This window comes from Mesorhizobium sp. B3-2-1, from assembly GCF_006439515.1.
In the GTDB taxonomy this organism is placed as follows: Bacteria; Pseudomonadota; Alphaproteobacteria; order Rhizobiales; family Rhizobiaceae; genus Mesorhizobium.
Map to the genome: position 1 here is coordinate 1 of NZ_VFTI01000029.1, position 23,453 is coordinate 23,453.

The window sequence follows — 23,453 nt, forward strand, 5'->3', positions numbered from 1 at the left end:
GTAGAGCCGGTTGCTCCGGTAGAACCGGTCGCTCCGGTAGAACCGGTCGCTCCGGTAGAACCGGTCGCTCCGGTCGAACCGGTCGCTCCGGTCGAGCCGGTTGCTCCGGTCGAGCCAGTGGCACCTGTCGAGCCGGTCGCTCCGGTCGAACCAGTTGCTCCAGTAGAGCCGGTCGCTCCGGTCGAACCCGTTGCCCCGGTCGACCCAGTTGCACCTGTCGAGCCGGTCGAACCCGTTGCCCCTGTCGAGCCGGTCGCTCCGGTCGAACCCGTTGCTCCGGTCGAACCCGTTGCTCCGGTCGAGCCCGTGGCACCGGTCGAGCCGGTTGCACCTGTAGAGCCAGTGGCTCCGGTCGAGCCTGTTGCACCGGTCGAGCCCGTGGCACCAGTCGAGCCTGTTGCGCCGGTCGCGCCCGTCGAACCGGTCGCTCCGGTCGAGCCTGTCGCTCCGGTCGAGCCAGTCGCCCCGGTCGAACCTGTCGCTCCGGTCGAGCCCGTCGCTCCGGTCGAGCCGGTCGCCCCGGTCGAGCCTGTCGCTCCGGTGGAGCCGGTTGCTCCGGTCGAGCCCGTCGCTCCGGTCGAGCCTGTCGCTCCGGTGGAGCCGGTTGCACCGGTCGAGCCCGTCGCACCGGTCGAGCCCGTCGCTCCGGTGGAGCCGGTTGCTCCGGTCGAGCCGGTTGCTCCGGTCGAGCCCGTCGCTCCGGTCGAGCCTGTGGCACCAGTCGAGCCGGTTGCTCCGGTATCGCCGGTCGCGCCTGTGGCTCCGGTTGCGCCAGTCGAACCTGTCGCTCCGGTATCACCCGTGGCGCCGGTCGAGCCAGTCGCACCGGTAGAGCCTGTCGCACCTGTCGAGCCGGTGGCGCCGGTCGAACCAGTTGCTCCGGTAGAGCCAGTGGCACCGGTATCGCCCGTGGCGCCAGTCGAACCTGTCGCTCCGGTATCACCCGTGGCGCCGGTCGAACCGGTGGCACCAGTAGAGCCCGTTGCGCCGGTCGAGCCGGTGGCACCGGTCGAACCAGTTGCTCCGGTAGAGCCAGTGGCACCGGTATCGCCCGTGGCGCCGGTCGAGCCGGTTGCACCTGTGGCGCCGGTTGCGCCAGTCGAACCTGTCGCTCCGGTATCACCCGTGGCGCCGGTCGAACCGGTGGCACCAGTAGAGCCCGTTGCTCCGGTAGAGCCAGTTGCGCCGGTATCGCCGGTCGCACCTGTAGAACCCGTGGCGCCAGTGGAACCCGCGGCGCCGGTATCACCTGTCGCTCCGGTTGCGCCAGTCGCTCCCGTCGAGCCGCTTGCACCCGTAGAACCTGTGGCTCCAGTCGAGCCGCTTGCGCCAGTAGAACCTGTCGCGCCTGTGGCACCTGTGGCTCCGGTCGCGCCAGTCGAACCCGTGGCGCCGGTCGAGCCAGTCGCACCCGATGAGCCGCTCGCGCCAGTAGAGCCTGTGGCCCCAGTCGCACCCGTGGCGCCGGTCGCGCCAGTAGAGCCTGTGGCTCCTGTCGCGCCCGTTGCTCCTGTGGGACCAGTGGGGCCTGGAGTGCCGGCACTGGCGACGCTTAAATTGCCTCCATCAAAATGATCGCCATTGTTGCTCGATCCGCCAACGGCATTGATGGGCGTGGTCGTGAAACTGAAATGATAGGTCGGAGGAACAGTGGGTGGCAGATCTTCAACAGACGTTAGCGTACCGTACAAATGAAATCCTGAATCATAGACAAGATAAGTATGAGTTATATCAGGAACAGTAATAGTTATAGAAAAGAGTGATCCGGCGGTCGGATCACCCGGAAGAACGAAACTTCCGACTATGACGTCGTCAGAAGTGGCAGGAGTGTTCTTCGAATCTGATAAGTAAAATGTGTTAATGCTCTTTCCGGAGCCATCTATCGATCCAGTCAGCGTCAAATCACCTGCGGTAAGGACTCCCCCGTAATGCACCACCCCATCCTGGGTCAGGGGCGGCAGGGGTCTGGCCGCGTGTTCGGACATTCCCCAAGAGCCACCTAACTTGGCTGCGCCAACCAGCGATCTCGATGCGCGGACGTCCGCGCCGACGGCCTCTTCAAGCGCCGCTACGAACGTCTCGCCAGCATTCCCTAAAGCCGTCTCGCAGCTCCACAGCCGCAGTTCGCCGTCCGCGGCAAGCGCCCTGCGGATCGCGGCAAGATCCTCGGCCTCTTCCTTCAGTGTGGCGGCCGACCACTCTCCCGCGGTGAAGCTAACCCGGCCAGGCGCGCCGTGCGCGATAATATGGACCGCATCGAGGCTTTCGTGCCCTGCGAGCGCGGCAGCGATCTGCCGCGCCGCCGGCCAGCGGCCGTCGAGCACAATCGCTTGAACCTCGGGTCGCACGTTGCCGAGAACGGTCTGGAGGTCGGAGACTGAGGGGTCGACAAAAAGAATTTCAGAGGCGCGGGCCATGACTGGCTCCTGTTGGCTTCGAATTCTATTCAAGCGGAAACCGCCCACCGGCTTGGCTGGCGAGCGCTGAGGACAACAACTTGAGACGCGTCATCTTCCGGACGGCCCGACAGCACCGTCGGGACGGTCTACGGCGGGGGTCTCTACGCGCAGGAAGCTGGCGACCTGGAAAGTCCCGCCATCGTCAAACGTGCCAATCGCAAGTGAGCCGGCCGCGGCCGGAACCTTGACGGTGACAGCGACGGCGAGGCTTCGCTTGACGGCCTTGGGAAGAATGACCTGACCGACGATAGCGCTCTTGGCCGTGTCCAGGATAAAATAAGGCACATTTTCGGTCGAGTCGCCGATGGGCAAGACGCCTCTAACGGCAACTTCCATGACCGCAAACCCTTCTATGTAGCTCATCATTTCCTCCTCGGTCAGCGACGATTGCGCCGCGCCTTTCGTGTTCGGTCTTCTAGAAGCGCCCGACCGAGCGCGACGCGGCCGGTCTGGTGGGTGGGTGGGCAGACGCCGGGCGCCGTTGTGCACCACGTGTGCCGACGGCGCGCCGCGCTGGTTTTTGGATTTGTTCGTCTGGCAAACGGCAGCGCCGATAGCCGATCCCTAGATCGGTTCCGAGGTCCGGCCGCGAATGGTTAGGGGGTGGCGAAGCCAAGGCTTCACTCTTCCTGCGATGCGCACGCGATTTTACCCAACTCACGACTTCACTCCCGTCACGTCCACGCCGATGTCGCGGCGAAAACTCGAGAGGAACTCCGGAACGGGAACCCGTCCGCCTCCAGAAGAAGGACAAACATATGCGCGGCAGCGCACGCTTTGCGAACGCACCTGCTTCAGCCGCGAAGGGGCCTAGCTACTCCAGAACTCCTAAAACCCTCTCAAGAACGCCAACCCACCCGCGAAACTGCGCGAGTGCACTCAACGATGTATATTAGTAAACCAAAAATTAGGGATTTGTAAACTATAAGCGGACGGATAATTGATCAAGGGCGGGCGCCGGCCATTCTTTGTCGGCAATTGCTGAAAATTGTTCTTGAGAACCTAGGACTTAACGTCTCCTCTCCAACTCTAGCCATGTCGCAAATGATCAAGGTCGGGCGTGGCAGGCCTCTGGCGGGTGCCAGTTAGAACCACGCATCAACGTTTCTCGATCTTGACGACACCTGGCAAATGACGGTGAACTAAGTCGAGGGGCGTGACGGACCGCCGCACGGAGCCGACGATTCACAGATGACAAGCCGCAAGCGCCTCTGCCTCAACATGACCGAGGGATTTGCATGAGCACAATCGGCCTATGTATGATCGTCAAGAACGAGGCGAAGGTCATTCTGCAATGCCTCGCTAGCGTGCTCCCCCTTGTAGATTATGTGCTCGTCGTCGACACAGGTTCCGAGGATGGCACGCAAGAAATTATCCGCAGCTTCATCGCCGCTCACAATGTCAAGGGCGTTGTCATCGACGAGCCGTGGCGGGACTTCGCATACAACCGTACATTCGCCCTTGATCGGTTGCGTGAAGTCGAGACGGTCGACTATGCAATGATCATCGATGCGGACGATGTCCTGATCTTAGACCCCAGCTTCGATCCGAACACTTTCAAGTCGCAGATGGAACACGATCTATATGACGTCGAGGTGTCTCATGGCGGCATTTCGTTTTATCGCCCGCAGATGTGTCGCAACCGGCTGCCCTTCTCCTTCAAGGGTGTACTGCATGAATATCTCGAGGCCCCCACCGGTCCCATTACTCGTCAGACTGCCAAGGGTTTCAGGATAGCGACGGGGCGTGGCGGAGCGCGCAGTCAAAATCCGCGGAAATACCAGGACGATGCGGCAGTTTTGGAGGATGTCCTCGGAACCGAAACCGATCCGTTCCTGATTTCGCGGTACACATTTTATTTGGCGCAGAGCTATAGAGACTGCGGTGAACGTGAAAAAGCGCTTGAGCACTATCTGAAGCGTGCCGACCAAGGATTTTGGAACGAGGAGGTCTATGTAAGCCTGCTGGAGGCGGGTAACCTGATGGCGGCCCTGGACAGGCCATTCGAAGACATCATCGGCATATATGAGCGTGCAACCCAGACTGCACCTTCCCGCGCGGAGGCTCTGCATGCGGCTAGCCTTTACTGCCGCAAGCAGGGCCGAAACGCAGAGGGCCGTGAGCATGCGCGTCGCGGCTTGAGCTTCGATGTGCCTGCGGGCCTTTTCGTTCAGCCCTGGGTCTACGACTATGGGCTTCTCGATGAGTTTTCAATCAACGCCTACTGGTCAGGCGCATACCGGGAATCACTCGATGCCTGCCTGAAATTACTGGCCAGCGACAAGTTGCCACCAGACATGCTGAAGCGCGTGGTGGCCAACGCGCGCTTTGCCGCCGACAAGCTGCAGGTCAGCGAGCCACCGAATTTAGGAACGCTTGGCGCCGAGGGCTTGGTTGAGCAGCACAAGCTCATCCCGCAGCGTTCGTTGCGATCGCGCATGAAGGGCACGCCGCGCGTGCTGGTAACAATCCTGGCAAAGCAGAAAGAGCCGGCACTCCCCCTTTACCTCGAGTGCATCGAGGCGCTCGACTACCCGAAGGGGTCGATCGTCCTTTACATCAGGACAAACAACAACACCGACAGGACCGAGCACATACTCCGCGAATGGGTGGAGCGTGTACGCCACCTCTACGCGGCGGTTGAGTTCGATGCCTCGGACGTGGCCGATCGGGTCGAGCAGTTTCGCGAACACGAATGGAACGAAACGCGTTTCAAGGTACTCGGCCGAATCCGCAACATCAGCCTGGGGAAGACCCTTGAGCACAATTGCGACTTCTATTTCGTCGCCGACGTCGACAATTTCGTGCGACCGGCCACGCTACGAGAGCTTGTCACGCTCGACCTGCCGATCGTCGCGCCGCTGCTACGCTCCATCTCGCCCGGCCAATATTATTCGAACTACCACGCAGAGGTCGATGCCAAGGGCTATTACATGCAATGCGACCAATATGGGTGGGTGCTCAACCGGCATGTGCGCGGCGTCATCGAGATGCCGCTGGTGCACTGCACCTATCTCGTGCGCGCCGACGTGCTAACGGAACTGACATATGATGACGGGACGTCAAGATACGAGTATGTCATCTTTGCCGACAGCGCCAGGAAGGCCGGCATCGTCCAGTACATGGACAACCGCCAGGTCTACGGCTACATCACTTTCGGTGACGGCCAATACCATGTGAGTGACGGGATCGAACGCGCCCGAACGCTGTTGCACGGTGCGGGCGATACCCCCGTATCCACTGGCGTCACGCTCCCGGGCTTCCTACCGATGCCGGCTCGACATGTCGAGCCGAAGGATTCGCCGAAAATACACCTGATAAACCTCGACCGCAGCGTCGAGCGCTGGAGCAGCTATCAAAGCAACAACTGGCATCTGATGCACAATACGGTTCGCGTATCGGCCGTTGACGGCACTTCCCTCGACAGGGGGGCGCTCATCAAGGAAGGGCTGATTACCAGTGATTGTCCGTACCCCCCGGGCACGCTGGGATGCGCTCTATCGCATATCAACTTGTGGAAGCTGTCTGCTTCAGAAAACAAGGCGATAACTATTTTTGAAGACGACGTTCGAGCATCGTTTCGATTCATGGAGGAATCCGCCGATATTTTATCTCAAGCGCCCGCCGAATGGGACTTGATACAGTGGGGCTGGATATTTGATCCATCTTTCATTTGGTTGGACCTTGGTTTCTCGAAGGCCAAGCTGGATTTCTACGATCGCCGATATACCAATAGAACTGCCTTGTTTCAGTCCGAGAAATTCGCCAAATCCCTCATAAAGGTCGAGCATTCATTTGGGCTTCAGGCCTACACAATCACACCAAGAGGTGCGCGGATACTTCTGGAAAAATGCCTGCCGCTACGAAGAAGGCTAATCCCATTTCCTGGAACTGCCGTCGTCCTTGACGACACGGGTATCGACTGCGCGATGTGTGCGGCATATGGCTCGATGCAAGCTTTCCTTTGCATGCCACCACTGGTCATTTTGGACGACGAGCAACCTTCAGATCGAGTGGCGACGGATCAAGGGGTGAGCTTGGAATGAGGACAACCTGTTGAGGTTCCATAGCTAGGAATCTCGGTAGCGACCGTCGCTCCATCCACGGCCTCACGGATAAGGAGGTATTCCCAGCACTTGGCTGGCTACAGCAAATTTTCTCTTTGCTAGACTGGAGAGAGCGGCGACCTTATCGCGCCTCTTGGTAAAGAGCGCGTCAAATTCGACTGCATCGCCATCGAAGTGCGGTACTTGACTAAGCTGGCGCAGGGCGAAACCAAAATCACCAAGAATATCTACTATGTCACCAATAAGCTTTTGTCCACGATATATCGGAACAACATGCGTTTCCAACTCGATAGCCAAACAGGATTCCAGAAGGTGGCCGAAACCAAGTAGAACTTCGTATTCAAGACCTTGGACGTCTATTTTTATGACATCCGGTGACGGAACCGCTCCTGCACGGAACAACTCATCATACCGATCGCAGTCAACCTCTTGAATACCGACAACTTTGAAGACGCGGCTTCCTGAATAGTGCTGCAAGATATCAAAGTTTGGCTCTCGTAAGGATGAGCAGAAGGATCCGGCGGTGACATACAGCTTTTGGGGGCCAGAAGTGTTGGCCAGCGCCTTTTCTACCACTTGCGCCCCCGGAATCCGCGCAAGGGTTTGGCGTATCATGGTCGCTTCCGACGACAAGGGTTCGAACACGACGGGCGTGATACAATCGGCTCGTAGCATCCACTTGGGCTGTAGCCCGCCTTGGCCGCCAACATCGACGAGTATGATCCGCTCCTCCGCCGGCGTGCGAGACAACTCGGGGTATGCATCAAACGTTTCAACCAGGACGCTCAAGAGTGCAAACTGTTCGAGTCCAGTGCCGGCATAAACGGGGCGACCATTGTCGGAGCAACCTATTGAGAGAGACCCGTGACAATTCAAAAAGCTCACATCGATCTCGATCGCGTCATCTGGACGAACATTGATCGAAATGTTGTGACTGATGCCCCTATTTATTATGGTGCCGTCGAACCCAATTTCTGCAACATCCAAAGAACCGTAATGATGGATGTAGAAATTTGTGGTGGTCGTGGGGAAGAATCTGACAACGCACTTCATCCGAACCATTCGAAACAGAAAAGCTGAATCGTGAAGTCGTAGAAGATGCCAGTCACGGTGGTCACTATCGCAAACGGCCAAAGCTCCGCCGACGATATGAGTCGACAGCTCGTGGACGACCTGCCAGCTTGATAAAGCATCTCCAACATACGTTTTGGAAAAGATCGCCTCGCCCACTCTCACGCCCCTAGCCGCTTCCGAGTAGTCCAACTTTCAAGCTGGCCTACGCTTTAGACCTCGGCCGATAGCAGAACAAGCTGGGAGTTCCTATTTTTCGCTTTACAGGGCCACATTAGGCTGAAGTCGTGACATCAGGGTTCGAAGTTGCAGCGACGAAATCTCCTGACATTGCTTGCGGGTTCAGCTGCCGAGAGCCTAGCAGCGGCAGCGTTGACATGCTTGGGTGGTTGGAGCACAGGCTACGCGGCCATGTCTCCCCCACAATCCCCGGCCGGCCCGCGGCCAACCCTCCTCACCGCGCCCATCGAGCTTGCCGGTGACTGGGGCCGCATGCTGGAGGGCGCTGCCGAGCAGGTCGTCGAGCGCATGCGGCATGCCTGCCTGGATGGCGTGCGCCTGCTCTCCGACCGCCAGCCCAGCCGCCTGCGTGTCGACGAGCACACTTCCGGCACGCCGGCCATCTGGCTGCATCCGGACGGCAGCAACATGGCGTGGATCATCGTCGACATCGGTGAGCGTGATTGGTCGAAGCTCGCCTACCAGTTCGGCCACGAGCTCGGCCATGTCCTTTGCAATAGCTGGCAGCCGGACGCCAAGCCGGCGCCCCCCTGCCAATGGCTCGAGGAAGCCATGGTGGAGGCCCACTCGCTGCGCGGGCTCGGGCGCTTGGCGAAAAGCTGGAAGGAGGCCCCGCCCTTCGCCGGCGACAACGCGTTCGGCGATGCCATTGCCCGGTACCGCCAGGACATCATCGACCGCTACACCGCGCTCGCCGATAGCCAGGGGCTGACCCGCGACGCCGCGGCGTGGTTCACTAATCATCGCCGCGAGATCGAAATACCCAGCCTCAATCCATTCGCCCAGGCAATGTCGGTAACCATCCTCGCCGAATATGACCGCGCGCCGGACTGCATCGAGGCGCTGGGCGCACTCAATCGCTGGCCCGGCCGCACCGGTGTCCCGATCGATGAGTACCTGAAGCGATGGGAGGCGAGTTGTGCGGAACTGCAAGCCTCGCCCCGACTGCCGGTGCGTCTGCGCGAGCTGTTGCGCATCGCGTGATCAGCCCAAGCCGGCGAGTATTGTCACCTTGGATCGTCACGCGCGAAATAGAGTGCGGACCGTCCGCTCGCAGGCTCAAGGGCTCTCGACGGCGCGCGCCAATGGCCGCTCCCATTGCGAGCGGAATTTCGCACCGATTGCACCGCCCATAAGCTGCAGCCAGTCATGCTGGGTCGCGCCGGAAAGTGTTCATCGACACCGTTTGCGGCAGTTGCCATGAATGCGCTGCATATTGTGATACCTATTCAGAATTTTGGTTCAAAAAAATAAATAAAAACAAATGCTGCATGTATCGTGTCGATCCCGGCCAACGGCACCATCGGGCTCTCGTTTAAGCCATTGCAGTCGAATCTCTTCGTGCGCACCAGATGTCTAAATGAACCGAAATCCAGCGCCTTGGCCTGGTGTTGAAGGGCAACTTTGCGCCCGATCTCTGCCATGAGAGACGCGCTTTGAGGGTTCCCGAAAGCAGACGTCGCGGCAACCAAGTTGAGAGTCTCGGGCGAGCGTATTCGACTAGATGTGGTTCTAACCGCCTTGCACGGTAAGTGAGTATTTTGGCCTGCCGCGAGAATCGCACTCCCAAAAACAATCTGGCAAACCTCCGCAACCGCTGACGCCGGCGAGACGTCGGACCGGACGAGGCGCCATCGAGCCTCAACCTTGCAACTCCATTCGGCCGCGTTGAATTGCCCGAGAGGTCGGCGCCCGCGATAGCGGGTCCCATCGAGAACAATGTCATGCCGGTAACGCAAATTGAAAGCAGGCCAGTGGCAAATGGTCCTGCCGCCGGGTTAGAATATTAGGCTTGCCTAATTTGAACCGGAGACCACGAGAATGCAGCAGGCGAAACAAATCCTGGTGACTGGGGGGGCAGGGTTTCTGGGGTCATTTTTGTGCGAGCGGCTGCTCGCTGAAGGTCATGAGGTTGCTTGTGTCGACAATTTCTTCACAGGGAGCCGAAGAAACGTCTCTCATCTGCTCGACAACAGATCGTTCGAGGTCATTCGTCATGACGTGACATTTCCACTCTACGTAGAAGTTGACGAAATCTACAACCTTGCTTGTCCCGCGAGCCCCGTCCACTATCAGTTCGATCCCGTTCAGACGACCAAAACCAGCGTCCATGGTGCGATCAATATGCTGGGGTTGGCCAAGCGGGTTCGCGCAAAGATTCTGCAGGCGTCCACCTCCGAAATTTACGGCGACCCTGAAGTTCATCCGCAAACAGAGGACTATTGGGGCAGAGTGAACCCGATTGGCCCTCGTTCGTGCTACGACGAAGGCAAGCGATGCGCCGAAACCCTGTTTTTCGACTATTGGCGACAGCACAAGCTGAGGATCAAGGTAGCGCGTATTTTCAATACTTACGGACCGAGGATGCGTCCAGATGACGGTCGTGTCGTTTCCAACTTCATCGTGCAGGCGCTGCAAAACAAACCGATAACGGTATACGGCACGGGCGAGCAGACTCGTTCGTTCTGCTATGTCGAGGATCTTATCGACGGCTTGGTTCGCCTTATGCAGACGCCCGACGATGTCACCGGTCCTGTCAATCTCGGCAATCCGGTCGAATTCACTGTGCTTGAACTCGCAAATCTTGTGATCGAACTTACCGGAAGTCGATCGAAAATCAGATTTTCGGCTCTGCCCGTCGACGACCCAAAGCAGCGGCAGCCCGATATCGGGTATGCTGCGCGCGAACTCGAATGGAAGCCAAGAGTCGCATTGCGTAATGGCCTTGCCAAGACCATTGCGTATTTCGAGGACCTGGCTTCGTCTGGGCATGTCCGGCACGCCGCCGCCGAATGAAGACAGTCCTGGTCACTGGCGGGGCCGGCTATATCGGGTCGCACTGCTGCAAGGCGTTCGCCCAATCCGGATGGTCTGTTATTGCCTACGACAATCTCTCGCGGGGCTGGCGCGACGCGGTCAAGTGGGGACCGTTGATCGAGGCAGATATTTCCGACGCCGCGGCCGTGGCGGCAGCTCTCCACCAGTATCGGCCGGACGTGGTGGCTCATTTCGCTGCTTACGCTTATGTCGGCGAATCCGTCGAGCGGCCGGATCTTTACTACCGGAACAACAGTTTCGGGACCCTGGTCTTGCTCGAGGAAATGCTGAAGGCCGGCCTGGACAAGCTGATCTTTTCCAGCACCTGCGCATCTTATGGTATTCCGGTTCGTTTTCCGATCGACGAGATGCACCCGCAGTCGCCCGTCAATCCCTACGGGTGGTCGAAATTCATCATCGAAAGGATGGTGGAGGATCTATCGGTTGCTCGTGGCCTCGACGCGGTCGTGCTTCGGTATTTCAACGCTGCCGGATGCGATCCCGACGGCGAAATCGGCGAAAGGCATGAACCCGAAACACATGTCGTTCCGCTTGCCATTGAAGCCGCACTGAGGCCGGGCCGTATTTTTACCATCAACGGCACCGATTTTGACACCCGCGACGGAACCGCAGTGAGAGACTACATCCACGTTGTCGATCTCGCCCGCGCCCACGTGCTGGCAGCGGAAAAGCTTCTCGGCGACAAGGGCGTCCACGTGTACAATCTCGGAACCGGGGCGGGTACGACGGTGAACGAACTGGTCGACGCTGTGAGCCGAACTTCGGGGGTGCGCCTCCCGGTAGCTTACGGGCCGCGCAGACCGGGCGACCCTCCAGCGCTTGTTGCCGCCGCCGGCAAGGCCGAGCGGGAACTCGGCTGGGTGTCCGAGCAATCCGGTATCGACAGGATCGTCGAGACGGCGCTGGCGTGGTACCGTAGCCGGCAGTAATGATCTTTCACAAGAGGCGCTACCGCGCGGTCAACCAACGATCAAGAGCGCCAGAAACTGCGCCGAGCGAGAAGTTTTCCTCTATCCGCTTCCGCGCCGCTTGGCCGAGGCGGTTCCGCATGCCCGGATCATCCTTCAGCTTCTTCAGTGCGTGCGCAATTTCTGCCGGCTGATCCCTCCGAACAATGAGACCGCCGGATGCCTCGCCGTTTTCCAAAATGTCGGGCAGACCCTGTGCGTCGGTAGCAATGACCGGAAGGCTACAGGCCATCGCCTCCAGCGGTGCGACTGGCATGCCTTCGATGCGGGAGGCCGTGACATAGGCATCCGCCGCTGAAAGCCAATGCCGGATCATCGATCGATCCGTGGTGTAGTGGGAAAGCCATCTTGCATTCGGCAATTTGGCCTCGCTCAACAGCCTGGCAAAGACGTCTCGGTCCTGCCCCGAGCCAATGATAACCAGTTCCGATGAGGCGTCGCCGGCAAAGAAGGACCAGGCTTTCAGGAGCACATCGAGCCCTTTCCGACGAATGTCGATGCGTCCGTGGTTGACGACGACGAAAACCTCACGCGCCAACCCGAGGGCTTGCCGCGCTTGCTGGCGCCCTATCGCTTTCCATTCGCTGGAATCGATCGGGTTGGCGATATTTGCGATGTTGAGGGCAATGTGCGGGTAGGCTTTGGCGACACGTTCACGCTCCGCAGCCGATGCAATGATCAAGCCGCTGCAGGCACGGAGCGACGCCTGTCTGGCAATCGCCTCAATCCAGGAGAGCGTCCGGTCTCCGCCCTGGAAGGTTGCGTAGAGTGGAATGCGCATACGGCGCGCCAACCAGGCAAGCGCATCAAAGCGGGTGTACTCATATTCTTGAACGAGAATTACGTCGCATTGCGACCGGGCGAGAACCTTGCGGAACGCCGGGAGCGGCGTCGCGGCCCAGCGTCGCAGACTGTGAGCCGCTGCCGAGTGACCTTGGCGCGCGCGTCTGCCGGGAACAATCCAGATCGGCACGTCCGTTCCGGCATGGTAGTGGCACTCTATCTCCGAGGCGTGCTCAGAAGCGCAAACAATGACCGGTCTGTGTCCGGCTAGCTGTAGGGCGGAGGCGTAGCCAAACAGCCATCCGCCGGTCATCTGTTCGACGAAATCCTTGAGCCGCAACCCTATCGGATCGAGGAATTCCTCCACGACGTCGCCCCACGGAAAGAGAGCGATGACAAGGGAAGCGCGGCCGATCATTTGCCCAGAGAATTCATTTGCGCCAGGAAAAGGCCGTCTCCGTGCCGCGTGTCGAGCGTCGGTGCAGCGCGTAGCCGACGGCCGTTATGGGCGCTGCGAGAGCGTAAAGAAGGTTGCGGCGACGGCGTCCAAGACGAGAAAATGCGATGTCGTGAAAGAGTGCCGTCACCGGGTTGATGAACGTGGCCCGGCGCTCCGGCGCACTGTCGAAGAGCGCTGCGAGTTCCGGATCCCGGTAGCCGCGCCGGACGTGACCCCATTCCTGCATCAGTTCGCTCTCATGCGGGCAATAGGGCTTCATGATGCGGAAATACGGGTAGTGCCAATCGGCATGCGGCGTCGAGACAAGAACATACCCGCCGGGTCGCACGACCCTCAAGGCCTCTTGTGCCGCGCTGCGGTCATCCTCGATATGTTCAAGCACGTCAAAGAGCGTCGCGACGTCGAAGCTGTCATCCGGGAAGGGGAGGTCACAGGCATCGCCGCAGACGAAGGTCGACCTCGCCCAATCTGGCTGGTGCTTGCCCAACTCGGGATCGAGATCGAGGGTAACGATGTCCGCCTTCGGGTAGAGGATGCTTGCCAGTCCGCTGCGGCCGCCCCCAATTTCCAATATCCGCCCGGGTCCCTCGATCGTCACGGGCGCAACGCGATGAATCGCCCGCATCTTCTCACGGTAAAAAAGGCCGTCTGTCAGGCTGTTTGGAAATGGATTTCGAGACAGGAACTGTCCGAGCGACGCCTTGCGGATCATCGGGTTTTCCTCAGCCAATTTGATGTTCGCCGTTTTCGCCAGCCGAAACGCAAGAGAAACTGGAGACCCGCCAGCCAGCCTTGGACTTCTGCCGCCAGGATTCCGATCCTGCCGGGGGGGCCTTCGAAAAGCGTCTTGACGAATGTTCTCACGAAATATGCGGGTAGCTGCTTCCAGATACGGTCGATGTTTCCGCGGTCCCCGAAATTATCATATTGCGCGACGAGAGCTGCGACGTGGCCCTTCATATAGGCCTTCATCTGCCGCCTAAAGCCCGGCCAGTCGCGGCGATGATGATGGAAGACGACGGCCCGGGGTTCATAAAGGCAAGCCCCTCCTGTTGCCAGAAGCCGGTACCATAGCTCCGAATCCTCCGAACATCCGGCAGCACCGGCGCCGAGGCGCTCGTCGAACGAGCCTACCCGATCGAAGGCGGATCGCCGAAAGGCCATATTGGCCCCGGCGCCGATTTTCCAGACATGAGCTCCGCTTGGCCGAGTCTCCTCGAAGAAGCGCTGGTCGAAGATAAGCGGCACGAAGGTGGTGCCAAAACCGCCCATGTCGAACTGGAAGCGGCGTTGGGCAATCGTATCGAGCCGGGCTGGCAGCACCAGGCCGGTCAATGCCTCGACGTCCCATTCTGCAAAGGCACGCGCGATTTCGGCAGTCCAGCCAGGATGGACCTCGACGTCGTCATCTGTGAAGGCAATGATATCGCGACGGCTTGCACGAATGCCGGCGGATCGGGCAGCGCTCAGCCCGGGGCGTGGCTCGTGAACGTAACGGATGTCGGGGAAGCGGATACATACTGGCCATGCGTTGGCGTCGCGCGAATTGTCAACGACGATGACTTCGCCGGGAGCGCTGCGCTGCCTGGCAACACTTTGAAGGCACTGCGCCAGCGCGGGGCCGCGATCACGCGTACAAATGACCACCGAGACGTGCTGCGCGGGCGCGGACGACGCAGTTGCTAGCTCATCGAGGCAACCGACGAGATCCTTGGCATCGAGCGCTGCAGTCAAAGAGAGCACGGACTTTGGCCATCCTTCATAAGTCGCCCGCAACGGGGCGCCCAGTCTGATGCTGCGGGCAGCCAATTGTGCTGCCGAAAATTCCGCTGCAAGCTGCCTCAAGCGTGCCTCTGTGTATGGCAATTCGTCAGGCAAGGACGCTCGCATTCCCAGCGGCAAGTCCTTCCACCAAAAAATCGATAGCGAAGGAGTATCGCCCGCCTCGACGTCCGCATCGGGAGAGCCGAGATCGATTTGCCTGATACGGAAGGCGCCGCCACTCACTGGTTCAGCTCCCGAATCGCCTGCACGCGGACACGCGAGCGATCATATTCGCCTGCAAGGCCGTGAATGCCGCCCCACAGCTCTGCAATGGCGAAACGGAAATCCCGACCTTGAAGCTTGCGCACCGCGCGTGCCAGCGCTTTCAGCCGATCGAAGAACCACCAGCGAACCATGGCGCGGTGCCGTGCTCTGAGCGCTGCGTCAGTCCGACGGCTTTTGACAAGGAAGGCCATCATACCAAGACCCCACGTCCAATATTGCCGTCTCAATTGGTCGATCGTCTCGCGGTGCTCATGGTAAACCGCGTACTCTGGTTCGTAGACCATGGACCGGCCTGAACGCAGCACGCGATAGAAAATGTCGAGATCGCCACCGCCAGGCAGCGGTGCTCCAGTGTCGAGCGCTTCGTCAAACCCTCCGAGCGAAAGGAGCAGTGTGCGGTCGAAGGCCATGTTGCAGCCAGCGCCGAGAATACCAGACCCGACCGGATGCAGCGGGTTGTCAAATCGGGCGTTGTGGAATTCATTGCGGTTGAAGCCGCGGCCGAATCCGCCTCGCTGTTCGAAAAAGATCTGGGCCTCTGTGTCGAGGCGAAGCGGCAGCACCAAGCCGGTAAAGCCGCCGGCACCGGGATGATCCCGGCAAACCTTGGCAAGGCCCTCAAGCCAGTTGCGATCAACGACCACGTCATCGTCCAGATAGGCGATCATGCTACCCGAGGCGGAACGAACAGCTGCGTTTCTTGCAAAATCAAGCCCGGCCCTCGGCTCGAAAACGTAACGAATGTCTTTGAAGCGCTGGACGGCTTCGCGTGTAGCCGAATCCGCGGATGCATTGTCCACGACCAGGATTTCGACGAACGGAAAAGCGGACTTCCGGCGGATATCGTCGAGCGAAGCCAGCAGCCGGGAAAGACGTTCGGCGCGGTCTTTCGTACAAATCGCGATTGAGAGGCTCGGCAATGCCGGCTCCGCTACCGGTCTTCGTCGCCGCAACTCCTCTTCCATTTTGGCAACGAGAATACGGGGGGCGAAGCGTTGATCGGCAATGGATCTCAGTCTTTCCGCCGAAAGAACCCCCGTGGTGGGGAGTGTGATCATCTCGAACCCGACAAGCCGGTTCTGCCAGCGGGCAATGAGACCAACGCCATCCTGCTGCGGCCCAAGCTCAATCGGCGCCAGCGGACTTGACAACTCGACGTCGACAATTTTGTAGCCCATCGTCTTAGTTCGTTCCCACGGCAACACGTCCGTGTTGAAACCCGTGAAGTTTTGAAAAATGACCCGGTCGCTTCAGGAGTTGATCCGGCGAACCGACTTCGATCACCCGTCCTTTGGACATGACGATGATCTGGTCGGCGGCCTGGACGGTCGACAGGCGGTGAGCAATGACCACAACGGTGCGATTGTGCGAGTACTGCTCGAGCGCGATCTGGAATGCCTGTTCCGTCTCAACGTCGAGCGCATTCGTGGCTTCGTCCAACAGGAGAATGTCGGGGTTGCGAAGAATGGTACGGGCAAGTGCAATCCGCTGCCTTTGGCCGCCCGACAGGCGCATTCCCTGGTCGCCGATCTGCGTTTCATAGCCCTCCGGAAGCAAGCGGATGAAATCGTCCGCCTTTGCTATGCGGGCCGCCTCGCGCAGGTCGTGCTGATTGGTATCGAAATCGCCGTAGGCGATATTGGCCGCGATGGTATCGTTGAAGAGGTACACTTCCTGAGACATCAACGACAGTCGCTTGCGCCAACTGCGCAACTCGAAACCCGAAAGCGGCACGCCGTCGGCAAGCACTTCCCCTGAAGTAGGGTCCATAAAGCGAAAGAGCAGCACCATGAGGGTCGACTTGCCGGCACCCGACTCTCCAACAATGGCTGTGGTCTTGCCGGCGGGAATGCTGAAGGAGACGTCGTGCAGTGCAAGTGGCTGATCTGGCGCATAACGAAAGGAGACGCCGCGGAATTCCACTGCCGTCCTGAGTGGAGGGGCTGACAGATTGCCTTGGCTGAGAAAGGGTGTTTGCGTTGTGCGCAGAAAATCGTCCACATCGTCTATAGCGCCGGCAAGCCCGTCCAGCGCGATCTTCGATTGCAGCAATTCCCGCGTTGGACCCTGGAGGCGATAAAGGAGCGACAGGAAAGCGGCGAGTGCCGCGATTCCTATGCTTGCGGACTCTGCAATGACGACGAGTGCGCCGATCAGAACCGTGATCGATACCTCGGACACCGGCCCGGGAGTAGCCCAAAGCATGTCGAGCCTCAGTAGGCGGCGCCGTACCCTGTCCGATGTCTTAAGGAACCGATCTTGCTCGTAGTTTTCTTGAGCGAAGGCACGGATCAACTGCAGTGAATTTATGCTTTCCCACATCCTGAGGCCGAACTGCTTGTTTTCTTCGACGACGGCCTTGCCGGTCTCGTCTGCACGTCGCGTGGCCAGGCGAATGGCCATTGCACCGAAGAGCAGAAAAATCATGGAAAAAAAGGTCAATCGAACCGAGATCAAGAGCATCAAGAGAACGAAGACCACGAAGGTGCAAAAGCAGATCATCAAGCGATAGGCCAGGCTCAGCCCTTGGCTGACCTTCCAGGTATTATTGGCAATCGTCGTGATGATGTCCGATCGTCTGTTTTCGACCCGGTAATCGATGCACGAACTTATCGTCTGATCAAAAACCCTGGATCGCAACCGATGCGCAACGAGGCCGTCGACATATCTGGTCACCCAGGTGTTGATAAGGTGGACCGCATTTTTGAGAATGATGCTGACACACAGCGCTCCGACCAGGAACGCGGTTAGGCGATGCTGCGGAATGGACGACAGGAGCTGGTCAAATACCGGCTGCCATCGACCGGACTGAGGTGGCGAGGCTCCGAGGCTCTGCAGCAACGGGATGAACAGGACGAGACCGGCACCTTCCAGAACCGCCGCAACCAGTCCAAGCCCCACCACAGTCGGTCCAGCCCACGCTGGCGCTGCTGACAGGCGAAAAAGCCGCCGCAATTGCATGAACAGGTTCACCAGATCCTCTCTGCGTAGTGAGGCTGGAACTCGGCGTTCTTGTTTTGCACCCTCTTCACTCGAATTTTGATCCAGCGCGGGACCAATCTGGCCCGGCAATAAATGTCCAGCATGTTCGGCAGACGAGAAATAGCCGTGCCCGGCTCCAGGACAACGAGTCTCTTGAACAGGTCGTACGCTGCGGAAAGCCGTCCGCAGATCAACGCTCTCACGGCGAGCCAATGCAGCATGTCGACCAGATGATCATCGAGCTCGCCCCCGAATTCCGGGTATTTTTCGCGAAATTCGGCGAGCACAATTTCACACGAACGAAGCATCTGCATGACATCGCTCGACATGTTGATGTTTGTCATTCGGTAGCCGACGAGGTGCTGACGAACGACGCGGAACTCGTAATGTTCCGCGATTCTAAGGCACATCAGCAGGTCTTCGCAGCCTTGTGCGTTCCTGGCCCTCAAGGAAGGATCAAAGCCTCCTACGCGCTCAAATGCGGAGCGTCGAACCAGCATCGAGCTTCCGTTGCCGACAAAATTCGTCCTGCACATGCGTTGGAGGACGCGACCCTCGGCGTCGGGTCGGTTATGCAATGAGAATACCCGGCCATCGCCGTCTATATCGGCAAACCAGCAATATGCCAGGCCTGCAGAAGAGCCACCCTGCTGCAAGGCACACATCTGAAGCGCGATTTTGGATGGGGCCCAAAGATCATCCGCATCAATGAACGCGAGGAACCTCGCATCGGTAGAAGCGGCGCCTCGGTTGCGAGCTTTCGCGACGCCGGCGTTTGACTGCTCTACCAGGCGTATGCGCCGATCTTGTTCGGCATAAGAGGCCACAATTGAAGCAGACAGATCCGTCGACCCGTCGTCGACCACGATGATGTCAAGGGCCTGATAGTCTTGCCTGCAGATGCTGTTCAGGGTCGCGCGAATGGTTCGTTCGGCATTGAACATCGGCACCACAACGCCCACCGTGGCATTGTCTCGGATCATGGGCCTCTGTTTCTCCGCGACAATTGGCTATGCAGGTGTTGTGACGGCGAGGCCGCCGAGCTTCTCGATGACGCGGCGCCACCGGCCGCGCCTTCGGAGCAGACATTCGCGCTGGGGCGCAGATTCTTTGCCGCAAAACCCAAAGCGGCGTCACCTCCCGAAACCAGCGTGCTGCATTGCTGCTGCACCGCACACCAAATTATACTGCAATGCACCAAATTGCTAATTTAAATATCTCTAAAGTAGGCCCTCCCAAATCAGTTTTTTTTACGGTCGGAAACAGCAATTGAAGGCACCCGGAAGGTCACTAGTCCCGGCTGCCACGGCGGCTGCTCATACGAAGCGCACCATAGAGCTGCCGCCCCTAATCCTTTGCGACCTCGCCTTTGTGCTGCCGGCGCGACAGAATGGGCGACTGCATCATGCGCTCGAGCATTGACAGCAGCCGTAATCGCTGTGGCGTGGTGATGGCCGCCACTTTGGCAGAGGCCTCCTTCAGAGCTCTTTTCGCAGGACGATGCGCGCCGCGCCAGGAAGCGCGTCGGGGCGCTCGCCCTGCCGATCGGGTGTCATCTGCAAAGAGCTTGAGGGCGAAGACAAACGGCACGGCGGAACCGCCCGAGCGGGGCTCGGTCGAATTGATTCGCCAAGTTCAGTATGAAAGCGTACAAAAAAGGGTCGTCAGCAGCACAATACGGGCGTTGACGCTTGGGAGCGACCATCGCACTCCTGCCCCAGCGTGAGGCTAGGATGTCATGGCGAAAGACCCTGAACGCCCCGGTCTAGCGGCCGAAGTCGTGCGTGCACTTGCCCGGGAATCGGGCGCTACGGAACAGCAGATACGTGACATAGTGTTGCTGATAGGGTTCGACCGCTCCTCGATCCTCAGGGAAGCTCGCCTTCTGGCGAAGGATGGATAGCCGACGAAACTTGCGATTTTTCCACAGCAGCTACTGTCGGTTTCATACCGAGACCGCCGCCTGCCTAGTGCTGGCCGGGTAGGACAGTCTATGTTTTGCCACCGTCCGCTCGTTCGAGCGACGCGGGCGGCCGAGAGATCCTAGTGCTCTTGCCCAGGTGGAGAGCATTTCGTGGATCGCAAGGTTCTGCAGGCCAAGAGCGAGTTGTTGCGCCGGATGAGCGCGGACGATTTCGAACGGCTGCGGCCGCATCTCAAGAGCGTTTTTCTGGAGTTGCGATCGCCGTTGGAGAACGAAGGCCAAAAGATCGAGGCCGTCTATTTCTTGGAGAGTGGCATCGCATCGGTCGTCGCCAAGGCTTCGGTGACGGCGGAAGCAGAGGTCGGAATAATCGGCTTTGAAGGCATGACCGGTTCGGCGCTGATCATGGGCGACGACCTGGCAAGCTTCGATTGTTACGTCCAGTCCACCAGTGAAGCGCTACGGATGAGCGCCGCGCCATTCCTCGAGGCCTTGGAAGATAGCCCTACCTTGCGGCCGTTCCTGTTGCGCTACGTCCAATATCTCCATATCCAGACGAGCTACACGGCATCGATCAACGCGCGGCACAGCCTGGAGGTCCGGCTGGCGAGATGGCTTCTGATGTGCAGCGACCGAACCGTCGGTGACAGGCTTACGATAACCCACGAATTCCTTTCCGTCATGCTGGGCGTCAGGCGCCCCGGGGTTACCGTGGGGCTTCAGACAATCGAGAGCCATGGCTACATCCGAGCCCGCCGCGGCGAAATCACGATCCGGGATCGGCAAGGTCTCATGATGCTGGCACGGGACTCTTACGGCCCTCCCGAGCTGCAATACCGCCGGCTGGTCGGGGACCTCGGTTCAAAGAACCCGTCGAGGCAGGACCGTCCGCTCAACTGACCGCCATCGCTGCCGGGTTGCAGGGCCGGAATTGCGGGAATGGCCGACGCGGCGATGCCGGTGACGGCACATTGCCTAAGCCCGCGTCGGCCATTGCGGCATGGTTTGAGAATGCCGCCTAGCCAATCTAGTCGTCCAGGGAAGACTGACAATAAAGGTCAAAGGGTTGGTAAGAAGCGTACGAAACTTAGCACGCCCACGCTTCGCGTGCGCCGAACCGTCATTGATCGGCATTGGCCAGGCAATCACAAGTCCTTGAACGAAAACTGTTCCCGGAACCTCTCAACTCCAGGTTTGTTTGAAGCCCAGGTGCCATCTGGAGCAGGGGTGGAGAAGGTCCATGGTCAATTCGCGATCAATGCCGGTGGTCGCCAGGCGTCCGATCTATCGGGCGCCAATGGCGATCGCAAATGCCTGTTTCATCGGCACGCTCCTGACTGACCTCGCTTATTGGCGGACGGCGGAGATGATGTGGGCCGATTTTTCCGCATGGCTATTGTTGGCCGGTCTGGTGATGGGTGCGCTTGCGGTGATTGCGGCACTTGTTGATCTCTTCACCGGTCGGATGTTCCCAGTACGCTGGGCCTATCTGTTCGGCAGCCTGGTGGTGCTTGTGCTGTCGCTCTTCAACGCGCTGGTGCACAGTCGTGACGCCTGGACGTCGGTCGTGCCGACAGGGCTCATCCTCTCCGCGGCGGCAGTGATCGTCATGCTTCTCGTGTGGCTGCTGCGGTGGAGCACCGGCCGCGCTCCCGTGGAGGCGGTCGAATGACCGCCATGCGGGTTTCCAACAGACACATCCGGCATGCCATGGGGTTGGGCCTGCTGTGCGGATCGCTTCTGGCATTGCCTGCCTGCAGCGACGACGACCCAGACCCAAGCGGCCAGGTCGGGCCGAACCCGACACTGCCCGAACCGACGCAATATCTGGTTCCGCCAATGCATGTCGCTTCGATCATTGGCTGGAAACAGGACGACAAACCCACGGTTGCGAAGGGTTTGCAGATCCAGGCATTCGCCAAGGGATTGAAGCATCCGCGCTCGCTCTACACCTTGCCGAATGGCGACATTCTCGTGGTCGAGTCCGTGGCACCGCCCGCCGCCGCGATCAAGCGTCCGAAGGACTTGATCATGGGCTGGATCGAGTCCATGGCGACGTCGGGCGGCGGCACCGAAGGAAGCAACCGCATAACCTTGCTGCGCGATACGAACGGCGATGGTGTGCCCGATGTCCAGGGCGTCTTCCTCGACCATCTCAATTCGCCCTTCGGCGTGGCTCTGGTCGGCAACGACCTCTATGTCGCCAACACGGATGCCATCGTGCGCTATCCCTACACAGCGGGCGATACCAAGATCACCGCGCCGGGCACCGTGCTGACGCCGCTGCCCGGCGGCCCGATCGATCACCACTGGACCAAATCTCTCGTCGCCAGCCCGGACGGATCGCTGCTTTATGTCGGCGTCGGCTCCAACAGCAACATCACCGAGAACGGCATCCAGGCGGAAAAGGACCGCGCCGCCATCTGGGAGGTCGACAGGGCGACGGGCCGTTCGCGCATTTTCGCAAGCGGGCTGCGCAATCCGAACGGTTTGAGTTGGGAGCCGCAGAGCGGAGCCCTTTGGGCCGTCATCAACGAGCGCGACGAACTCGGCCCCAATCTGGTTCCCGACTACATGACTTCGGTCAAGGACGGCGCGTTTTATGGCTGGCCCTACAGCTACTATGGCCAGCATGTCGATCCGCGGGTGATGCCGCAGCGGCCCGACCTGGTCGCCAAGGCGATCCCCCCGGACTATGCACTGAGCTCCCATGTCGCGCCCTTGGGCCTGGCATTTTACACCGGCACCAATCTGCCCGAATCCTATCGCAATGGCGCGTTTGTCGGCGAACATGGCAGCTGGAACCGCAAGCGCTTCAACGGCTACAAGGTCGTTTTCATACCATTCAATGGAGGTCATCCCGACGGCAAGCCTCAGAACGTCGTCACCGGTTTCCTTGACAATGACAACAAGGCGCATGGCCGGCCCGTGGGCGTTGCCGTCGACAAGTTGGGTGCTTTGTTGATTGCGGACGATGTCGGAAACACGGTCTGGCGCGTGACTGCGGCAGCTCGGTAGCCGTTCGGGTCGTATGCGCAGGTAGAGCGCGCGGTGATTTCGGCACGACTTGGTAAAAACCGTACAGTGAAAAGTCATCAAATTTAAATGACGGAACCTCGTTCCGCGTGAAAATTCCGCATTGGCTGATGCTTGGGAGGAAGCCGTGCACAGTAGCCAGCACAAAAGCAAAGTCGGAACCCAGATCGAGGTCGTCGAAGGGTGCGGCGAATGGTTCGTCCGCGTGATATGCGACGGTCAGGAAACCACCTGCCAATTCGAGCTCGAATCCTTCGCCCTGGCCTATGCCGAGGGCCAAAGGCTTCGGTTGAAGCTGGCTGGTATCAAGCGCCTTTAATACCTGCTACCAAATAGAGCAGTCCATGTCGGCAAATGTCGAACCGACAAATGTCGCGGCGTCGGTGGACGCCATTCTCGACGAGTTGCAGAACGGCCCCTTTTCATCGATGCAAGCCGCCATTGCCATGCTGCGGGAGCGGACCGGTACAGAGCGATCGAATGCAGATCTAAAGGCTTGATCACCAAGAAGGTTGCTGTGCGGGGCATTCAGTTTTTTGAAGAGAAAAGCAGCACCGCACATTGAGCCAAGACCGT

19 protein-coding genes are annotated in these 23,453 nt (G+C 59.3%); 9 read left to right on the plus strand and 10 right to left on the minus strand.

The annotated features are described in order from the left end of the window. Nucleotides 1–2,465 (minus strand): DUF4347 domain-containing protein (locus FJW08_RS25125; RefSeq protein WP_246682547.1); only part of this gene is annotated, 2,465 nt, incomplete at its 3' end. Nucleotides 2,466–2,507: 42 nt separating this feature from the next. After that, the gene (locus tag FJW08_RS25130) at nucleotides 2,508–2,822 is read right to left on the minus strand and encodes a hypothetical protein (RefSeq protein WP_140812725.1); all 315 of its coding nucleotides are present in this window, start codon (nucleotides 2,820–2,822) and stop codon (nucleotides 2,508–2,510) included. Nucleotides 2,823–3,697: 875 nt separating this feature from the next. On the opposite strand from FJW08_RS25130, the gene FJW08_RS25135 reads away from it, so the two are divergent. Beyond that, on the plus strand, nucleotides 3,698–6,505 hold the full coding sequence (locus tag FJW08_RS25135; RefSeq protein ID WP_140812726.1) for a glycosyltransferase family 25 protein: 2,808 nt from the start codon (nucleotides 3,698–3,700) through the stop codon (nucleotides 6,503–6,505). 63 nt (nucleotides 6,506–6,568) lie between these two features. On the opposite strand, the gene FJW08_RS25140 is transcribed toward FJW08_RS25135, so the two are convergent. Then, on the minus strand, nucleotides 6,569–7,756 hold the full coding sequence (locus FJW08_RS25140) for an FkbM family methyltransferase (protein WP_140812727.1): 1,188 nt from the start codon (nucleotides 7,754–7,756) through the stop codon (nucleotides 6,569–6,571). A gap of 252 nt (nucleotides 7,757–8,008) precedes the next feature. Here FJW08_RS25140 and FJW08_RS25145 point away from each other — a divergent pair, with 252 nt between their 5' ends. After that, nucleotides 8,009–8,821 carry a hypothetical protein gene (locus FJW08_RS25145; protein WP_246682549.1) on the plus strand — a complete coding sequence of 271 codons (813 nt, stop codon included), beginning with the start codon at nucleotides 8,009–8,011 and terminating at the stop codon, nucleotides 8,819–8,821. 245 nt (nucleotides 8,822–9,066) lie between these two features. On the opposite strand, the gene FJW08_RS25150 is transcribed toward FJW08_RS25145, so the two are convergent. Next, complete coding sequence (locus FJW08_RS25150) at nucleotides 9,067–9,261, minus strand: hypothetical protein (RefSeq protein WP_140812728.1); 195 nt, start codon at nucleotides 9,259–9,261, stop codon at nucleotides 9,067–9,069. 397 nt (nucleotides 9,262–9,658) lie between these two features. On the opposite strand from FJW08_RS25150, the gene FJW08_RS25155 reads away from it, so the two are divergent. Both FJW08_RS25155 and galE read left to right on the plus strand, forming a co-directional pair. Further along, entirely contained in the window at nucleotides 9,659–10,633 is a 975-nt protein-coding gene (locus tag FJW08_RS25155) for a UDP-glucuronic acid decarboxylase family protein (protein WP_140812729.1), read from the plus strand. Continuing rightward, nucleotides 10,630–11,604: a UDP-glucose 4-epimerase GalE gene (galE, locus tag FJW08_RS25160; RefSeq protein WP_140812730.1), complete on the plus strand. Its 975-nt coding sequence runs from the start codon at nucleotides 10,630–10,632 to the stop codon at nucleotides 11,602–11,604. The genes FJW08_RS25155 and galE overlap by 4 nt, the downstream gene beginning before the upstream one ends. A gap of 19 nt (nucleotides 11,605–11,623) precedes the next feature. On the opposite strand, the gene FJW08_RS25165 is transcribed toward galE, so the two are convergent. Genes FJW08_RS25165 through FJW08_RS25190 form a run of 6 tightly spaced genes read right to left on the minus strand, consistent with a single transcriptional unit; the run spans nucleotide 11,624 to nucleotide 18,900 of the window. Further along, entirely contained in the window at nucleotides 11,624–12,844 is a 1,221-nt protein-coding gene (locus tag FJW08_RS25165; RefSeq protein WP_140812731.1) for a glycosyltransferase family 4 protein, read from the minus strand. A 13-nt stretch (nucleotides 12,845–12,857) separates the two neighbouring features. Beyond that, entirely contained in the window at nucleotides 12,858–13,598 is a 741-nt protein-coding gene (locus FJW08_RS25170) for a class I SAM-dependent methyltransferase (RefSeq protein ID WP_140812732.1), read from the minus strand. Beyond that, the gene (locus FJW08_RS25175; protein WP_140812733.1) at nucleotides 13,595–14,893 is read right to left on the minus strand and encodes a glycosyltransferase; all 1,299 of its coding nucleotides are present in this window, start codon (nucleotides 14,891–14,893) and stop codon (nucleotides 13,595–13,597) included. Before FJW08_RS25175 ends, FJW08_RS25170 begins: the two co-directional genes overlap by 4 nt. Next, nucleotides 14,890–16,113 (minus strand): glycosyltransferase, encoded by a 1,224-nt coding sequence (locus FJW08_RS25180; RefSeq protein ID WP_140812734.1) that lies wholly within the window; start codon nucleotides 16,111–16,113, stop codon nucleotides 14,890–14,892. The genes FJW08_RS25175 and FJW08_RS25180 overlap by 4 nt, the downstream gene beginning before the upstream one ends. 4 nt (nucleotides 16,114–16,117) lie before the next feature. Next, a complete protein-coding gene (locus FJW08_RS25185; protein WP_140812735.1) occupies nucleotides 16,118–17,908 on the minus strand; it encodes an ABC transporter ATP-binding protein in 1,791 nt (596 codons plus the stop codon). Continuing rightward, complete coding sequence (locus FJW08_RS25190) at nucleotides 17,905–18,900, minus strand: glycosyltransferase family A protein (protein ID WP_140812736.1); 996 nt, start codon at nucleotides 18,898–18,900, stop codon at nucleotides 17,905–17,907. Before FJW08_RS25190 ends, FJW08_RS25185 begins: the two co-directional genes overlap by 4 nt. A 1,091-nt stretch (nucleotides 18,901–19,991) precedes the next feature. On the opposite strand from FJW08_RS25190, the gene FJW08_RS25195 reads away from it, so the two are divergent. From FJW08_RS25195 to FJW08_RS25215, 5 genes are all read left to right on the plus strand, one after another. After that, the gene (locus tag FJW08_RS25195) at nucleotides 19,992–20,741 is read left to right on the plus strand and encodes a Crp/Fnr family transcriptional regulator (protein WP_140812737.1); all 750 of its coding nucleotides are present in this window, start codon (nucleotides 19,992–19,994) and stop codon (nucleotides 20,739–20,741) included. 397 nt (nucleotides 20,742–21,138) lie between these two features. Continuing rightward, a complete protein-coding gene (locus FJW08_RS25200) occupies nucleotides 21,139–21,513 on the plus strand; it encodes a DUF2231 domain-containing protein (RefSeq protein ID WP_246682551.1) in 375 nt (124 codons plus the stop codon). Next, nucleotides 21,510–22,859, plus strand: coding sequence for a sorbosone dehydrogenase family protein (locus tag FJW08_RS25205; RefSeq protein WP_181183041.1), 1,350 nt, complete (start codon nucleotides 21,510–21,512; stop codon nucleotides 22,857–22,859). The genes FJW08_RS25200 and FJW08_RS25205 overlap by 4 nt, the downstream gene beginning before the upstream one ends. Nucleotides 22,860–22,980: 121 nt before the next feature. Then, nucleotides 22,981–23,196: a hypothetical protein gene (locus FJW08_RS25210; RefSeq protein ID WP_227791963.1), complete on the plus strand. Its 216-nt coding sequence runs from the start codon at nucleotides 22,981–22,983 to the stop codon at nucleotides 23,194–23,196. A gap of 25 nt (nucleotides 23,197–23,221) precedes the next feature. Then, entirely contained in the window at nucleotides 23,222–23,377 is a 156-nt protein-coding gene (locus FJW08_RS25215; protein ID WP_246682554.1) for a hypothetical protein, read from the plus strand. The last annotated feature ends 76 nt before the right edge of the window (nucleotides 23,378–23,453 follow it).

Excerpts from the sequence above, each read along its gene's own strand:
- FJW08_RS25130 (WP_140812725.1), bottom strand. The coding sequence starts at position 2,822 with ATGAGCTACATAGAAGGGTTTGCGGTCATGGAAGTTGCCGTTAGAGGC.
- FJW08_RS25135 (WP_140812726.1), top strand. The coding sequence starts at position 3,698 with ATGAGCACAATCGGCCTATGTATGATCGTCAAGAACGAGGCGAAGGTC.
- FJW08_RS25145 (WP_246682549.1), top strand. The coding sequence starts at position 8,009 with ATGTCTCCCCCACAATCCCCGGCCGGCCCGCGGCCAACCCTCCTCACC.
- FJW08_RS25150 (WP_140812728.1), bottom strand. The coding sequence starts at position 9,261 with ATGGCAGAGATCGGGCGCAAAGTTGCCCTTCAACACCAGGCCAAGGCG.
- FJW08_RS25155 (WP_140812729.1), top strand. The coding sequence starts at position 9,659 with ATGCAGCAGGCGAAACAAATCCTGGTGACTGGGGGGGCAGGGTTTCTG.
- galE (WP_140812730.1), top strand. The coding sequence starts at position 10,630 with ATGAAGACAGTCCTGGTCACTGGCGGGGCCGGCTATATCGGGTCGCAC.
- FJW08_RS25165 (WP_140812731.1), bottom strand. The coding sequence starts at position 12,844 with ATGATCGGCCGCGCTTCCCTTGTCATCGCTCTCTTTCCGTGGGGCGAC.
- FJW08_RS25170 (WP_140812732.1), bottom strand. The coding sequence starts at position 13,598 with ATGATCCGCAAGGCGTCGCTCGGACAGTTCCTGTCTCGAAATCCATTT.
- FJW08_RS25180 (WP_140812734.1), bottom strand. The coding sequence starts at position 16,113 with ATGGGCTACAAAATTGTCGACGTCGAGTTGTCAAGTCCGCTGGCGCCG.
- FJW08_RS25190 (WP_140812736.1), bottom strand. The coding sequence starts at position 18,900 with ATGATCCGAGACAATGCCACGGTGGGCGTTGTGGTGCCGATGTTCAAT.
- FJW08_RS25200 (WP_246682551.1), top strand. The coding sequence starts at position 21,139 with ATGGCGATCGCAAATGCCTGTTTCATCGGCACGCTCCTGACTGACCTC.
- FJW08_RS25205 (WP_181183041.1), top strand. The coding sequence starts at position 21,510 with ATGACCGCCATGCGGGTTTCCAACAGACACATCCGGCATGCCATGGGG.
- FJW08_RS25215 (WP_246682554.1), top strand. The coding sequence starts at position 23,222 with ATGTCGGCAAATGTCGAACCGACAAATGTCGCGGCGTCGGTGGACGCC.